The organism is Pseudomonas sp. gcc21, from assembly GCF_012844345.1.
Taxonomy (GTDB): domain Bacteria; phylum Pseudomonadota; class Gammaproteobacteria; order Pseudomonadales; family Pseudomonadaceae; genus Halopseudomonas.
Map to the genome: position 1 here is coordinate 1,080,999 of NZ_CP051625.1, position 15,320 is coordinate 1,096,318.

Below are 15,320 nucleotides of genomic sequence, written 5' to 3' on the forward strand. Positions count from 1 at the left end.
AGAATCAGCCCTGGGTGCGGGCTGATTCTGGACGTTCGGCAGTGCCCTCGTAGGTAGTACCCTGTTTCTCCCCGAACCAGGCGTTCAGTTTGTTACGTGCCTTGGCCTTGACTTCATCGTTGATATAAAACGATACCATTGTGATCGCGGCAGCCATAACCGCAAGGTCGTCCGTAAACCCAAGCATCGGCAGGAAATCTGGCATGGTATCAACCGGCGCAATGAAATAGGCCAGAGCACCGTACATCGCTGTTTTGGCCCATTTCGGTGTTTCAGGACGCTGAGCCGCGTAATACAGAAAAAGGGACTTCTCCACTGCTTCGCGGCCTGCGCTCAAGGCAAACCGGCTAAGCTTGCTCCAATAGCTTTTCTCACTGAATCTGCTGTGCGTCATGCTGCCATCTCCGGATGCGTTGTCGATGACGCCCTCCGCAGTGATTGATCGCTACGGAGTAGCCGCCTGTACGCAATCTGACAGCGTGGGCTGCCGCTTAGCTCCCGCTCCGTCGATAACTATCGTATTGCGTCCTGCATGTTTGGCCTGGTAAAGGCACTCGTCTGCACTGTGTAGCCAGGATTTGTAATCTGCCTGCCACAACGCCTGTGCGCCCCCGATGGAGACCGTCACCTCTCCCCCTTCAGCGTTGCGCAATTCGGCCTGGACGGTACGCAGGATATTCCTGGCAACCTGCTCAAGCCCGTCCAGGTCGACTTGTGGAGCCAGCAGTACAAACTCTTCGCCTCCAAAGCGAAACAATCGATCCGATTGACGGCAGGCGGAGTCGACGATGCTTACGAAATCCCTCAACACACGATCGCCTGCCTTATGGCCAAACGTATCATTGATCCGCTTGAAGTGGTCCAGATCCAGTACCAGCAATCCGTAGGCGGTACCATAACGAGTGTGTTCAGCGAATACCCGCACAAGCTCGGTCTCGAGGGCACGCCTGTTGCCTATGCCGGTGAGAGGATCGATGGTTGCGAGTTCGTGTAGCTGTCGCCGTTGGACCCGCCCGCGCGCAGCGAAGATCATCGCAAACACGCTGGTGATAATTGCCGTAATGGCAAAGGAAACCAGCTGGGGGAGGTCTTCAAAGGGGTGGCCTTGCCCGGCCAGGCTGTAGCCGGACAACGCGGCGAGTGCGAGCAAGGTTGCGATAGTGCTTTGCAGCGGCGGTACAACGAAAAAGTTGAAGACGATCATGACGTAAAACCAGAACAGCCCGTCCACGCCCAGATTGATGGCTACGAGCACAGCCGCAGTCGAGTAGAAGGCGGCCAGAAACTGTCCGGGTCGTAATGTATCGCCGGTACGCCAGGCGTATGCCACGGCAGTGCAGGTGCTCAGTATCAGGAAAATATCAACGGCGCCGACCAGCCAGTCAGCATGAGACAGGCGATATATCGCAAAGGGTGTTAACGCGACCAGGCCAAGGAATCCAACGGACGTAATAATCGCTAGTTGATAATCGCCCGTCAGCCGTCGCCATATCCGTTGCATGCTGTGTCATATCCTGATGAATTGTATTCGCAACCCAAGGTTGCGCCGTCTTTTTCCATGACCATAACGCCATGGGCGAGACGCATCAATATCATAATGACATCGCGTGTATTTGGACATAGCTGAAGGCGATTGCAGGACCAGTATCTGCCTTATCGCAGATCGCCCGTCCCCACCGAACAGCGAAGCCAGAGCTTACGCCGCTGCGGCTGTATCCTGGATACGCTTGACCATGGCGCGCAAACCGTTGCCGCGCGTGACACTGAGGTGCTTGAGCAGATTCAATTGCTCGAAATAGCTTTCAATATCGAAATCCCCGATCTGCTCGGCCGTCTTGCCGTTATAAGCAGCCAGGACGACGGCGAGCAGGCCTTTGACGATAAACGCATCGCTGTCGGCATCAAAGAAGAAGCGGTCCCCTTCCCTGCGGCTGACCAGCCACACCTGACTCTGACAACCACGCACAATGTTGTCGTCGGTGCGATACGCATCATCCAGTGGCGGCAATTCCTTGCCCAGATCGATGATGTACTTGTAGCGGTCCTCCCAGCTATCGAAAAAGGATAGCGTCTCGATGATGTCGTCGCTGGTGGTATCGGTGCCTAGCTGGCTCATGCAGACCTCTTAAAAGAACATACCGGTTTCGAGCTGGGCTTCTTCGCTCATCATGTCCCGGCTCCATGGCGGATCGAATACCAGATCGACCTTGACCGTTTCGACGTTGGGGACACGCTGCACGCGGTACTCTACATCGCCGACCAATACCGGCCCCATACCGCAGCCCGGCGCCGTCAGTGTCATCTCGATATCAACACGCTTGGCCTGTTGGTCAAGCTTGACCGAATACACAAGTCCAAGATTAACCAGATCAACCGGGATCTCGGGATCATAGATGGTACCCAGCGCCTCCCAGACCTGCTCTTCGCGGATCTGGTCGTCCTGCGGTTCAGGAAAGCTCAGCAGCTCCGGCTCCAGCCCCAGGTTAGCCGCATCGGTGCCATCGACCCGCACCATTTGCCCCTGATACGTAACCGTATAGTTGCCGCCCAATGCCTGCGTGATCGTCACGAAGGTATCCTTGGGGATGATCAGCGGAGTGCCATCCGGTACACGACGCGCAGGACAATCCGCCTGCGCAACTACCATGCGTCTTTCCATCTCAACTCACACTGAAGCTTTCGCCGCAACCGCACTGGTCTTTGACGTTAGGGTTAATGAACTTGATCTGCTTGTTGATACCTTCCCTGACCAGATCGATCTCCGAGCCGCTGAGGATCGGCAGGCTGTCGCGGGAAAGCAGCAGCTTAACCTCGTCGTCCAGCTGGTACTGAATATCGTCGTCGCTGCCCTGCTCTACCAGGTCAATGACATACATGAAGCCGGTACAGCCGCTCTTCTTAATGCTGACGCGGACGGCCTTGCCTTCCTGCCCCAGCAGCTGTCGACGGAAATGCTCGAGTGCCGCGGGCGTGACGGTGACGACCTGGCTACCCGGATCGAAGGATTCTACGCTCATGCGAACTCCTTATCAGACAAGGAACTGTCTGGCTTTGGCCAATGCTTCAAACAAACGGTCCACATCAGCCCTGGTGTTATAAAAGGCGAAACTGGCGCGAATGGTGCCTGGAATGCCGAACTGATCCATGATCGGCTGAGCACAGTGATTGCCGGTGCGGACAGCCACGCCTTGCTGGTCCAACAGCATCCCGACGTCCTGGGGGTGGGTGCCTTCGAGCAGAAAACTCAAGACGCTTGTCTTGGACGCTGAAGTGCCCACCAGCTGCACGCCGGGTGTTTCCCGGGCGCGTTTTTCCGCATAGGCTAGCAATGCCTGCTCATGCGCCTGCGCACCCTGGCGATCCAGCTGCTGGAGATAATCGATCGCAGCGCCAAAGCCGATTACCCCGGCGATATGTGGCGTGCCCGCTTCAAACTTGTAGGGCAGCTGGTTGTAGGTGGTTCCGGCGAAGCTGACCGTCTCGATCATTTCACCGCCGCCCTGATAGGGGGGCATGGCATCCAGCAGGTCCAGCTTGCCGTATAAAACGCCAAGCCCGGTCGGACCGAACAGCTTGTGCGCGGAAAATACATAAAAATCGCAATCCAGCGCCTGAACGTCGACATCGAAGTGACTGATTGCCTGCGCGCCATCGATCAGACACAGCGCGCCGCTGGCGTGCGCCATCCCAATGATCTGCTCGACCGGATTGATAGTGCCCAGCGCGTTGGATACGTGACCGCAAGCGACCATCTTCACCCGCTCATCGAGCATGGAAGCGAGCGCGTCCAGATCCAGCGTGCCGGTTTCATCCACCGGTATGGCCTCGACCGTGGCGCCGACTTCCAGCGCAACCATCTGCCATGGCACGATGTTCGAATGATGCTCCATCGCCGATACTAGAACGCGATCACCCTGCTTCAGGTTGGTCCGGCCCCAGCTGGAGGCAACCAGATTGATGCCTTCGGATGTGCCACGCGTCCAGATAATCTGCCGTGCTTCAGCCGCGTTGATATACGCGGCGACTTTCACACGGGCGGCCTCGAACTTTTCTGTCGCCCGATCCGCCAGCTTGTGCGCACCGCGATGCACGTTACTGTTGTCTGTGCGGTAGTAATCCACAATCGCCTGAATCACCGCTTCCGGCTTTTGCGTGGTAGCGGCGTTATCCAGATAGACCAACGGATGACCATTGACCTCCTGATTCAGAATCGGAAAGTCCTGACGCACTTTGTCCGCATCAAACGCAGGCGCTGTGGTGATGCTCAAATCATTCATAATCCAGCTGCCCCAGCAGTTCACTCCCCTGCCCGAACAGCGTGGTCAGGCGCGGGCGCAGGTAATCCTGAATGGCTTGCTCCGGCACCTGCGTCAGCAATTCGTTGATGAAACCGAAACTGAGCATGCTGATCGCTTCGGCGCGCTCGACGCCGCGACTTTGCAGGTAGAACAGCGACGTTTCATTCAGCTGACTGATGGTCGCGCCGTGGGCACAACGTACGTCATCAGCGTAAATCTCAAGCTCGGGCTTGGTGTAGATTTCCGCGGTTGGCGAGGTCAGCAAATTCTTGTTGCTGAGTTCGGCCAGCGTCTTCTGCGCCTGCGGGTGAATATGAATGCGCCCGTTGAATACGGCCTTGGCCGAGTCACCGATAATGCCGCGGAATACCTCGTTTGTGGTGCAATGCGGCACGCAATGCTCGACGTTGGTGTGGTAATCGATCAGCTGCCTGTTGCGCGGCAGGTAGACACCGTGCAGTTCGAGATGAGCACCCTCGCCCCGGTGATTGACCTGATAATCGATGCGCTTCAGCCGGCTACCCTGAGCCAGGGTGAAACCATGGAAACGAGCGTCGCGGTGCAGGTTTACATGGACGCCACCGACATGCAGCAGGTCTTCCTGTTCGAGGTTGATGCGGTAATGCTGCACCTGGGCGTTCTGGCCCACGATAACCTCGGTCAGGCTGTTTACGAATCCGTTTTGCTTGCTGTCCGCCGAAACGTAGTGCTCGATGAGCTCGGCCCGGCTGCCCTCTTCCAGTAGCATGAGTACGCGCTGGTTACTGACCGCAGGCTCAGCCTCAGGGGTAGACACGTTCAGGACGTAGATGGGCTTGCCCAGCGATTGATTGCGCGGCACCTGAACCAGAATGCCATCGGCTGCCCAGGCGTTGCTCAAAGCGGCGAACAGGTGACGCTCGGCATCGACTACGGTACCAAGCTTTTGCTCGATTACCTGGCGCTGCGCATCATCTGCATCGGCAAAGCGGACGACCTCCGCCGGCAGATCACTTGAGAGCTCGGCCATGAACTGGCCATTGACGAACACCAGTCGCGTTGCATCGATATCGATCTGCTCGATGTCCTGCTGCCAGGCAGCGCCAGTGGCCGCAGCCCAACGTGACGGCATGTCACTCTGCAGCGGCTGCAGCGGCGTGTTCTTCCAGAGCTCGGTCTTGCGGGTCGGCCACTTGGCTGAGGACCAGCTCAGTGCGCCGCGCTCGCGCAGGCTCTGCAACCAGTCGGGGCTACGTTGAGCCTCCGCCAGTCGCAATGCGACATTCTGAAAATCGCTCATCAGGCCACCTCACCTTCCAGCCAGCCATAGCCCTTGGCTTCGAGTTCGAGCGCCAGGCTCTTGTCACCGGATTTGACGATTTTGCCACCCGCCAGTACGTGAACGTAATCCGGTACGATGTAATCCAGCAAACGCTGATAGTGCGTCACGACAATGAAGCTGCGCTTGCCGTCGCGCATGCTGTTTACGCCATCGGCGACCACCTGCAGAGCATCGATATCCAGACCGGAGTCGGTTTCGTCGAGAATGCACAGGTCCGGCTCAAGCAGCATCATCTGCATGATCTCGTTGCGCTTCTTCTCACCGCCGGAAAAACCTTCGTTTACGCCACGCTTGAGGAAATTGGCCTCAAGGTCGACGCGCTTGCTGGTTTCGCGGGCGAGCTTCATGAAATCGACCGAGCTCAGGGGCTCCAGGCCTGCGTGCTTGCGCTTGGCATCTACCGAGGCTTTCAGAAACTCCATGTTGCTCACGCCGGGAATCTCTACGGGGTATTGGAATGCCAGAAACAGACCTTCACGCGCCCGTTCCTCGGTATCCATATCCAGCAAATCATGCCCCTTGAAGGTGATACTGCCCGCAGTGGCTTCGTAGCCGGGACGGCCGGAGAGAATGTTGCCGAGGGTGCTCTTGCCCGAGCCATTCGGCCCCATGATGGCGTGAACTTCGCCCGGCTTGATCTCGATATCCAATCCTTTCAGGATATCATTCTCTTCAACTTTAGCGTGCAACCCTTTGACTGATAACATATTTTGGCCTGATAACTTGTGAATTAGTATGGCGCGTAGAGCGTCCGGCTTGATCGGGTTAACCCACCGACCCTTCGAGACTGACCTCAAGCAATTTGCCCGCTTCCACAGCAAACTCCATCGGCAACTCCTTGAACACTTCACGGCAGAAACCGTTAACGATCATCGATATGGCTTTCTCCGCATCGAGTCCGCGCTGCTGACACAGGAACATCTGGTCATCGCTGACCTTGGAGGTAGTTGCTTCGTGCTCCACCACTGCCGACGGGTTCTTGCTCTCGATATAGGGGAAGGTATGCGCACCGCAGCGGTCACCGATCAGCAGCGAGTCACACTGGGTGAAGTTCCGCGCACCCTCGGCGCCGGGATTCATGCGAACCAGACCGCGATAGGCGCTGTTACTGCGGCCAGCGGAAATCCCCTTGGCGATGATTGTCGAGCGGGTGTTCTTGCCCAGGTGAATCATCTTGGTGCCGGTATCGGCCTGTTGGAAGTTGTTGGTCAGCGCTACCGAATAGAACTCACCGACACTGTTGTCACCCTTGAGGATGCAGCTGGGATACTTCCAGGTGATAGCCGAACCGGTCTCGACCTGAGTCCAGGAAATCTTGGCGTTGGCATGACACAGGCCACGCTTGGTCACGAAGTTATAGATGCCGCCCTTGCCTTCCGAGTCACCGGGATACCAGTTCTGAACGGTCGAGTATTTGATCGTCGCACCGTCCAGCGCGACCAGTTCAACCACCGCAGCGTGCAGCTGGTTTTCGTCGCGCATGGGCGCGGTGCAGCCTTCCAGATAGCTGACGTGTGAACCTTCATCAGCAATGATCAAGGTGCGCTCGAATTGCCCGGTGTTCATTTCATTAATGCGGAAGTAGGTCGACAGCTCCATCGGGCAACGAACGCCCTTGGGGATATAGACAAACGAGCCGTCAGAGAACACAGCGGAATTCAGCGCAGCGTAGTAGTTATCCTTCTGCGGAACCACGCTGCCGAGATATTTCTGGACCAGCTCCGGGCAGCGGTGCACGGCTTCGCTGATCGGGCAGAAGATGACGCCCGCTTCTTCCAGCTTGGCGCGGAAAGTCGTTACAACCGAGACCGAGTCAAATACCGCGTCCACCGCAACGCCAGCAAGCATCTCCTGCTCATGCAGCGGAATACCCAGCTTTTCGTAGGTAGCGATCAGTTCGGGGTCGACTTCGTCCAGGCTCTTGGGCTTATCGGCCATGCTTTTGGGCGAAGAGAAATAGGAAACGGACTGAAAATCGATCTCCGGATAATGCACATGGGCCCAGGTCGGCTCTTCCATTTCCTGCCAGGCACGAAATGCCTTCAGACGCCACTCCAGCAACCACTCAGGCTCTTCTTTCTTGGCGGAAATGAACCGCACAACCTCTTCGTTGAGGCCGGGCGGCAAAGTGTCGGACTCGATGGCAGAGTGAAACCCGGCCGCGTAGTCCTTCTTGATCAGGTTTTCGACTTGCTGAGACACGGTATCACCTCAATTCCGCAGCAATTGCCGTGTGACAAGTTGCTGCCAATTCGTTTCAGGCTTCACAACGCCATGAGACGCTGCACTCTTCGATCGGCTCTCGGGCCGCTAGATAATGCGTTCCAGAACTGGCTCGATAGCGCTTGAGCAGCCCCGGTCCTGCCGCGAACGCACCCGTTGAATGTCTTCACGGGAAACCAGTTCGGCCAGGGTTATATCATTCAGAAAATTACGTAGACGGTTACTGAGGTCAGTCCAGAGATGGTGCGTCAGACAGATCTCACCGTCCTGACAGTCGCCTTTTCCCAGACAACGCGTGGCGTCCATGGAGTCATTAACTGCCTCGACAATCTGTGCCACGCTGATTGCATCGGGTCCGCCTGCAAGACGATATCCGCCACCCGGGCCGCGAACACTTTCAACCAGTCGACTGCGCCGCAGCTTGGCAAACAACTGTTCCAGATATGAAATTGAAACGCCCTGGCGCATCGAGATATCGGCCAGCGTTATTGGTCCCTGATCCGCATGCAAGGCCAGGTCGAGCATGGCTGTTACTGCATAGCGGCCTTTGGTTGTCAGACGCATTCTTGCTCCTGGGAGGAGGCCCCAATCCGGTTCAACGTTGGCAAAACTATGCAATATCCAAGTGTTTTAGTCAAGTATTACGCCGGGGGCCGCGAGCCAGAGAGGCCGAGTAGTATAAAGCCATCACGCTACGCGTGAAACTCAACACATTGGCGGGGATAACCAACAGTGATCTAGCGTAAAAGCGGTGATACAAAAGTGCGGACAGTGCTATCGTTGGACTATTCTTCGCCACCAACTCAAGGAGCCGGCATTTCATGAGCCATCACAAGCAGTTCTATATCAATGGTCAGTGGGTAGAACCACAGGGCACCGGTAGCGCCGATGTCATCAACCCCGCCACCGAAGAAGTCGTAGCGACTATCGCCCTGGGTAACCACGAAGATGTCGATCTGGCTGTCGCCGCAGCGCGCAAAGCTTTCGAGAGCTATTCCCAGACCAGCCGTGAAGAACGCATAGCCCTGCTGGAGCGGGTTATCGCTGTTTTCCACAAACGCATGCCTGAGGTCGCCGAAGCCATCTCCATGGAAATGGGCGCGCCTGCCAAGCTGTCCAAGCAGGCTCAGGCGCCGTCAGGTCTCGGCCATTTTGCCACCGCGCTGGAAGTGCTGAAGGACTTCGAGTTTGAAGAAGAGATCGGCACCACCCTGGTCGTTAAAGAGCCGATCGGCGTTTGCGGCCTGATCACGCCCTGGAACTGGCCAATGAACCAGCTGACCTGCAAGATCGGTCCTGCGCTGGCGACCGGCTGCACGATGGTACTCAAACCCTCTGAAGTCGCTCCGCTGTCTGCATTGCTACTGGCTGAAATTCTGGATGAAGCAGGCGTGCCACCGGGCGTGTTCAACCTGATCAATGGCGACGGTCCCACCGTCGGTGCCGCCATGTCCGCACATTGGGGCATCGACATGATGTCCTTCACCGGTTCTACCGGTGCCGGACGTCAGGTCATGAAAAGCGGCGCAGACACCATCAAGCGCGTTGCGCTTGAGCTGGGCGGCAAGTCAGCAAACATTCTGCTGGACGATGTCAACTTCGAGAAAATGGTTGCCCATGGTGTCATGTCGTGCATGAACAACAGCGGCCAGTCCTGTAACGCGCCTACCCGCATGCTGGTACCTAACAGCCGCATGGATGAGGTCAGTGCTATCGCTCAAGCCGTGGCCGCCAAGGTCAAGCCGGGCGATCCCAAGGCTGAGGACACTGTCATCGGGCCGGTTGCTTCCGAAGCGCAGTGGAGCAAGATCCAGGGTCTGATCGCTGCGGGTATCGAGGAAGGCGCCAAGCTCGTTGTAGGCGGCACAGGCCGGCCTGATGGCCTGGAGAAGGGCTATTACGTCAAGCCGACGATTTTCAGCCACGTCACCAATGACATGAAAATCGCCCGCGAGGAAATCTTCGGTCCGGTACTGACCATCATTGGTTATGAAGACGAGGAAGAAGCGGTACGTATCGCCAACGACACCTCCTACGGCCTGTCCGGGTATGTATCAGCTGGCGATCCGGAACGCGCCCGTAAAGTTGCCCGTCAGATTCGTACCGGCATGGTCCACCTCAATGGTGCTCCGCTGGACAACAAGGCACCTTTCGGCGGCTTCAAGGAATCGGGTAATGGTCGCGAATGGGGGCATTACGGTTTCGAGGACTTCCTCGAGGTCAAGTCGATCTTTGGTTACAACGCCAAAGCAAAGTAAGTCTGACGAAGGTCGAGTTCCAGCTCGGCCGGCAGTTCGGTACGCAACATAGGCCGGGGTAACCCCCGGTCGAACCGGATCCGCAACGAATCGCAGATCCAAGAAAAACCGCAGCCACAGGCTGCGGTTTTTTGTTTGCCTGGCTCACCCCAGCGACTTCACCGCATCAATCATCTGCACCATGACCTTCTGCGCGTCGCCATAGACCATCGAGGTGTTGTCAGCGTAGAACAGCTCGTTCTCGACGCCCGAATAGCCTTTGCCCTGCCCGCGCTTGACCACATAGGCCTGGCGCGCCATATCCACGTTGAGAATCGGCATGCCGTAGATCGGGCTCGACTTGCGTGTGCGCGCAGCCGGATTAACCACGTCGTTGGCGCCGAGAACGATGGCCACGTCCGCTTGCTGAAACGCTTCGTTGATGTCTTCCAGGTCGTAAATGATGTCGTAGGGCACGCCGGCCTCAGCCAGGAGCACGTTCATGTGACCGGGCATGCGCCCCGCCACCGGATGGATCGCGAATGCCACGTCAACGCCCTGCTTCTGCAACAGCTTCACGAACTCATAGAGCTTGTGTTGCGCCTGCGCGACAGCCAGACCATAGCCTGGCACGATAATCACCTTGTTCGCGTAATACATGGCGATAGCCGCATCGGAGGCATCCGCAGGCTTCATAGAGCCCTCAATATCACCGGCGTCACTATCATCCTCCCCGCCGAACTGGCTGAAGATCACATTGGATACCGGGCGGTTCATCGCCTTGGCCATCATCAATGTCAGCAGCGTGCCGGCGGAGCCCACTACAGTACCTGCGATGATCATCGCCGGGTTCTGCAGCACAAAGCCCTCAAACGCAACCGCAAGGCCGGTAAAAGCGTTGTACAGGGAAATCACCACGGGCATATCGGCGCCGCCGATCGGCGTGGTCAGCATCACACCCAGCGCCAGAGACGCGAGAAAGAACACCGAGATCAACAGCATCGAAACGCCACCGCCGATTCCGGAGCCGATAACTGCCGCGCCAATACCGAGCGTGACAAAAAACAGCACGGCGTTGATCAGCTGCTGCGCCGGCAGCCGTATAGTCCCGTTCATGCGGCCGTCGAGCTTGGCCCAGGCAATCAGCGAGCCGGACAGCGCCACTGAACCTATCAGCCCGCCGAGTACTGCCAGTACCGACACCACCACGCCATGGGCCTGGGCGTTACCGGAATACAACTCCATCGCTGCAATGGCTGCAGCGGCCCCGCCACCCATACCGTTGTACAGCGCCACCATTTGCGGCATGTCGGTCATCGCGACCTTCTTGCCGCTGTACCAGGCCCAGCCCAGGCCCAGCCCCAGCGCAATCACCACCAGAGTCAAGTTCATGCCGAGATGCGGCTGTGCCCGCTCGCTGACATCCAGCCCGTAAAGGAACGCGGCCAGCACAGCCAGCACCATGCCGACACCGGCAATGAGGATGCCGGAACGTGCGGTCACCGGACTCGCCATCCGCTTCAGCCCGTAAATGAACAGCAGTGCCGTTATGAAGTAAACGGATTCGATAATCATCTCAGTCATTCTTGTTGTTCCTTGTCCGAGGCGTCTTTCTGGCGTTTATCGCTGGGCTTGAACATTTCCAGCATGCGCTCTGTCACCACGTAACCGCCGGCCGCGTTACCCGCTCCCAACAACACACCGAAAAAACCGATTACCTGCTCCAGCGGCGTCGCTGCGTTCAACAGTGCCCACATCGCACCGACCACCACAATGCCGTGTACGAAGTTGGAACCGGACATCAATGGCGTGTGCAGGATTGCCGGAACGCGCCCGATGATTTCGTACCCGGTGAAGGCTGCAAGCATGAAGATATACAGGGCGACAAAGCCGGTAATCGTAGTTGTTGCGTCCATGGTTATTCCTCTTCGATCTCGACGGCCCGGCGGGCGGCCTCGTTGCGGATTTCGCCGGCGTGGGTCAGTACTGCCCCGGCCAGGATCTCGTCTTCCCAGTCAATCTGCAGCTCTCCATCCTTGACCATCAGGCCAACCAGCTGCTGCAGGTTGCGGGCGTACAACTCGGATGCATGCTCAGCCAGACGACTGGGGACATTCATGGGCGCGACAATAGTGACCGGGCCAACCTCGACCGTTTCTCCGGGAACGGTAAGCGGCGTATTGCCGCCACCCTCGGCGGCCAGGTCGATAATGACCGAACCAGGCTTCATGCCCATGATCTGCGCTTCACTGATAATTTTAGGGCTCGGACGGCCAGGGATGGCTGCCGTGGTGATCACCGCATCGGCCTGCTGGATGTGTCGGGTGACGACCTTTTCCACCTGGTTTTTTTCGTCGTCGGTCAGTTCGCGGGCATACCCGCCCTGCCCGCTGGCGGAGACTCCAGTATCAACAAACTTGCCGCCCACCGATTCAACCTGCTCTTTGACTTCCGAGCGCACATCGTAGCCTTCGATCATGGCACCCAGGCGCTTGGCCGTCGCCAGCGCTTGCAAGCCCGCTACGCCGGCACCCATCACCAACACCTTGGCCGGCCGTAGCGAGCCAACGGCTGTGGTCATCATCGGCAGGATACGGTTCAGGTTGGTAGCGGCCATCAGGCCGGCTGCGTAGCCGGACAATGCCGCCTGGGAGGACAAGGCATCCATCGCCTGTGCGCGGGTGATACGTGGGACCAGTTCCATGGCGAAACAGGTGATTTGCCGGTCACGCAGCGCTCTGACAATCTCCGGTTCGCGGTGCGCATAGACGAAGCAGCACAACACCGTACCCGGCTCCATCTGCTCAATGTCCGCAAGCTCGGGAGGCTGAACCCTGAATACCAGATCGGCGGCCACAGGGGCGCCAACTATCTGGACGCCCTCTCCTGCATAGAGGGCGTCCGGGACCCGCGCAGCCAGGCCAGCGCCTGATTGCAGTGAGATGTCGATGCCCAGCTTCGATAGCTTGCTGGCTACCGACGGCACCAGGGCAACGCGCTTTTCGTTCGCGCGCCGTTCCACTGGAACAAACAGACTGACCGGCATGGGGTTTCCTTTTATGTTGTTCGTCTTGTTCAGAATGAAAGCCGGCGAAGAGCATACCTCAACCCCTGGCCGTTTTCGTAACGGATTCGATGCGCAAAAATGCACGGCGCACCTGCATTTTTCGCGAGCGGGGCGGTAGCGATAAATGACCCGCGAGGCGGTGTGGCAAAACCATAAAATCTGAAAGTTTGAGATTAGCCTGTCAGCAGCACAAGCCAGATCGGCAGGGTTACAGCAGCCAGAAGCGTCGAGAGAAATATCACCGAACTGATGATGCGGCTGTCGTCCTCTGCCATGGCGAAGGCCAGCACGTTCACGCCCGTCGGACAGGCTGCCATCAGTATCAGTACCGTCCGCGCATCGGCGCTGAGCCCTGGAATCAGGAGCCCGACAGCCAGCACGAGTGCAGGAAACAGCACCAGTTTCGCCAGGGTCAGGCCGCACATGACGCGACTGAGATGCAAGCGGTAATGCGACAGGCTCAGCCCCAGCACCAACAATGCACAGGGCAGCGCAGCGGCAGCCAGCCACTCCACCATACGCCAGAGCGGTGCGGGCACGGCCACCCCGGAAAGATTGAGCGCCGCGCCTAGCAACAGGCCGATGATCAGCGGATTTGCGAGACTCTTGAACAGCCCCCGCTTATCTATCCCGCCACGTCCCCCGCTGCGCCACAGACTGTTGTAGAGACTTTGCAGCGTGAAGAGCACAAGGCTGTGGAAGATCAGAATGGCAAACAGATACACCAGTTTATCCGGCCCGAGCAGGATGCTTATCAGGGGCACACCCACCAGCACATTATTTGAATAACTGGCAGCCAGGCCCATAGAGCTCGGTTGCCCGGAGCGCCGGTGGACCAACCAGTTGACTGCGCAGAACAGACCTACGGCGGGTAGAAAATAAACCAGCAAAAGCAGCGGCGACAGCCCCTCGGTCAGGTCGGCGCGGGCCAGACCCGAGAACAGCAGAACCGGCATGAACATCCGGAAAGTGATGGCCGCCAGCGCCGCGCCCGCCTCAGCCGGTAACCAGTGGCGCTTGCCAAGCACATACCCCAGCAGGATTAGCCCGAAGATCGGAACAAGGGCGTTGATGACTACCACTCTATGGCTTCACCTTAGCGAACCAGCGCGGAAGCAAACGCGGGCGCGTATTGATCAAGCAGATCGCTGTTGTCGTGCTGCCAGGGATGAAAGTCGCTTTGATAATAGTCCTGGTACACACCCACAAGCTTGCGGAAAAAACCGTTGCGCCCCCATAGCCAGCGCATGCCACGACACATCATGGGCAGATCGGTCAGTTTGCCATCCTTGCGCAGCATGTGCCACATGCCCCGCGTCACATCCTTGAGAAAGAAAAAGGTCGCCTGACGCATCGCCCGTCGCAGTATTTTACGGTCCCCGCACACTTGCATGTAGACATCAAAGGCAACGGCTTTGTGCTCTGTTTCTTCCAGCGCGTGCCACCGCCACAAGCTCTGCATTGGCTCAACTGCGCCGTCAATCCAATGGGGCTCACGCAGTAGCAAATCCGCCATGATCGCGGTGAAGTGCTCCATCGCCACGGTGCCTGCCAGCTGCCGCTCAGCTGAAAAATTCTTCTGAACGAAGCGAATGCGTTTCTTGACCGTGCTTTCCAATGCATCGATGTCATAACCCAGGTCACGTAAGCGCTGGTTATATTCGATATGTTCACGGCTATGATGGCCTTCCTGGCCTATGAATCCACGGATCTGCTGCTGCAGATCCGTGTCGATGATCCGCTCGCGGAACAACCGGACCGAGTCAATGAAGTAACGTTCGCCATCCGGAAACAGCACGGACATGGCGTTGAAAAAATGCGTTTTGAAGGGATCATTACTGTGCCAGTGGCGCGGTAACGGATCAGGTAAAGCCAGCTCCGGACGCCTCGGTAGTATCTGCAAGGCTGGCGGCGTTCTTGTTTTGATATTCATGCGCGATCTCCATGTCTAAATGCAAACCTGCACTGCATATTACTCCGTCTGGCCGCCAGGCATAGATGTCTCGATGGATGCCAGGGTCTGTTGCTGTTTCATCGCGAGCCGCGTTGCTTGTCAAATGACGCCAGGTCGGACGGCGTTCCGCAACCCGCGGGACGCAGGTAGTGGTCGATGCTGGCGTATTGAAGCGTAGCGACTAGAGTTACAACTGTTTTTCATTCCAGATGGATGTGCC

Annotated in this window: 16 protein-coding genes; 1 reads left to right on the forward strand and 15 read right to left on the reverse strand. The window is 57.6% G+C overall.

Going from position 1 to position 15,320, the window contains the following annotated elements:
* Window positions 1-4 precede the first annotated feature (4 nt).
* From HG264_RS05125 to iscR, 10 genes are all read right to left on the reverse strand, one after another.
* Window positions 5-394, reverse strand: coding sequence for a YkvA family protein (locus HG264_RS05125; protein ID WP_169406647.1), 390 nt, complete (start codon window positions 392-394; stop codon window positions 5-7).
* 51 nt (window positions 395-445) lie between these two features.
* Window positions 446-1,501 carry a GGDEF domain-containing protein gene (locus HG264_RS05130; RefSeq protein WP_169406648.1) on the reverse strand — a complete coding sequence of 352 codons (1,056 nt, stop codon included), beginning with the start codon at window positions 1,499-1,501 and terminating at the stop codon, window positions 446-448.
* A 195-nt stretch (window positions 1,502-1,696) separates the two neighbouring features.
* Window positions 1,697-2,116 (reverse strand): SufE family protein, encoded by a 420-nt coding sequence (locus HG264_RS05135; RefSeq protein WP_169406649.1) that lies wholly within the window; start codon window positions 2,114-2,116, stop codon window positions 1,697-1,699.
* Window positions 2,117-2,125: 9 nt separating this feature from the next.
* Window positions 2,126-2,647: a putative Fe-S cluster assembly protein SufT gene (gene sufT / locus HG264_RS05140; RefSeq protein ID WP_169406650.1), complete on the reverse strand. Its 522-nt coding sequence runs from the start codon at window positions 2,645-2,647 to the stop codon at window positions 2,126-2,128.
* A 13-nt stretch (window positions 2,648-2,660) separates the two neighbouring features.
* Window positions 2,661-3,017: an iron-sulfur cluster assembly accessory protein gene (locus HG264_RS05145; RefSeq protein ID WP_169406651.1), complete on the reverse strand. Its 357-nt coding sequence runs from the start codon at window positions 3,015-3,017 to the stop codon at window positions 2,661-2,663.
* A 12-nt stretch (window positions 3,018-3,029) separates the two neighbouring features.
* Window positions 3,030-4,277 carry an aminotransferase class V-fold PLP-dependent enzyme gene (locus HG264_RS05150; RefSeq protein WP_169406652.1) on the reverse strand — a complete coding sequence of 416 codons (1,248 nt, stop codon included), beginning with the start codon at window positions 4,275-4,277 and terminating at the stop codon, window positions 3,030-3,032.
* The gene (sufD, locus tag HG264_RS05155; RefSeq protein WP_169406653.1) at window positions 4,270-5,577 is read right to left on the reverse strand and encodes a Fe-S cluster assembly protein SufD; all 1,308 of its coding nucleotides are present in this window, start codon (window positions 5,575-5,577) and stop codon (window positions 4,270-4,272) included. Before sufD ends, HG264_RS05150 begins: the two co-directional genes overlap by 8 nt.
* Complete coding sequence (gene sufC / locus HG264_RS05160; protein WP_169406654.1) at window positions 5,577-6,326, reverse strand: Fe-S cluster assembly ATPase SufC; 750 nt, start codon at window positions 6,324-6,326, stop codon at window positions 5,577-5,579. The genes sufD and sufC overlap by 1 nt, the downstream gene beginning before the upstream one ends.
* Window positions 6,327-6,384: 58 nt before the next feature.
* A complete protein-coding gene (sufB, locus tag HG264_RS05165; RefSeq protein ID WP_169406655.1) occupies window positions 6,385-7,821 on the reverse strand; it encodes a Fe-S cluster assembly protein SufB in 1,437 nt (478 codons plus the stop codon).
* A 108-nt stretch (window positions 7,822-7,929) separates the two neighbouring features.
* Window positions 7,930-8,406 (reverse strand): Fe-S cluster assembly transcriptional regulator IscR, encoded by a 477-nt coding sequence (gene iscR, locus HG264_RS05170; protein WP_169406656.1) that lies wholly within the window; start codon window positions 8,404-8,406, stop codon window positions 7,930-7,932.
* Between the two features lie 257 nt (window positions 8,407-8,663).
* Between iscR and HG264_RS05175 the strand changes: the two genes are divergently transcribed.
* Window positions 8,664-10,100: an aldehyde dehydrogenase family protein gene (locus HG264_RS05175; RefSeq protein WP_169406657.1), complete on the forward strand. Its 1,437-nt coding sequence runs from the start codon at window positions 8,664-8,666 to the stop codon at window positions 10,098-10,100.
* A gap of 144 nt (window positions 10,101-10,244) precedes the next feature.
* Here HG264_RS05175 and HG264_RS05180 read toward each other — a convergent pair whose 3' ends face one another.
* From HG264_RS05180 to HG264_RS05200, 5 genes are all read right to left on the reverse strand, one after another.
* The gene (locus HG264_RS05180; RefSeq protein ID WP_218573043.1) at window positions 10,245-11,663 is read right to left on the reverse strand and encodes an NAD(P)(+) transhydrogenase (Re/Si-specific) subunit beta; all 1,419 of its coding nucleotides are present in this window, start codon (window positions 11,661-11,663) and stop codon (window positions 10,245-10,247) included.
* Entirely contained in the window at window positions 11,660-11,995 is a 336-nt protein-coding gene (locus HG264_RS05185) for an NAD(P) transhydrogenase subunit alpha (RefSeq protein WP_169406658.1), read from the reverse strand. The genes HG264_RS05180 and HG264_RS05185 overlap by 4 nt, the downstream gene beginning before the upstream one ends.
* Window positions 11,996-11,997: 2 nt before the next feature.
* Complete coding sequence (locus HG264_RS05190) at window positions 11,998-13,125, reverse strand: NAD(P) transhydrogenase subunit alpha (RefSeq protein ID WP_169406659.1); 1,128 nt, start codon at window positions 13,123-13,125, stop codon at window positions 11,998-12,000.
* A gap of 194 nt (window positions 13,126-13,319) precedes the next feature.
* On the reverse strand, window positions 13,320-14,228 hold the full coding sequence (locus HG264_RS05195; RefSeq protein WP_169406660.1) for an AEC family transporter: 909 nt from the start codon (window positions 14,226-14,228) through the stop codon (window positions 13,320-13,322).
* 14 nt (window positions 14,229-14,242) lie between these two features.
* A complete protein-coding gene (locus HG264_RS05200) occupies window positions 14,243-15,073 on the reverse strand; it encodes a metal-dependent hydrolase (protein WP_169409014.1) in 831 nt (276 codons plus the stop codon).
* Window positions 15,074-15,320 lie beyond the last annotated feature (247 nt).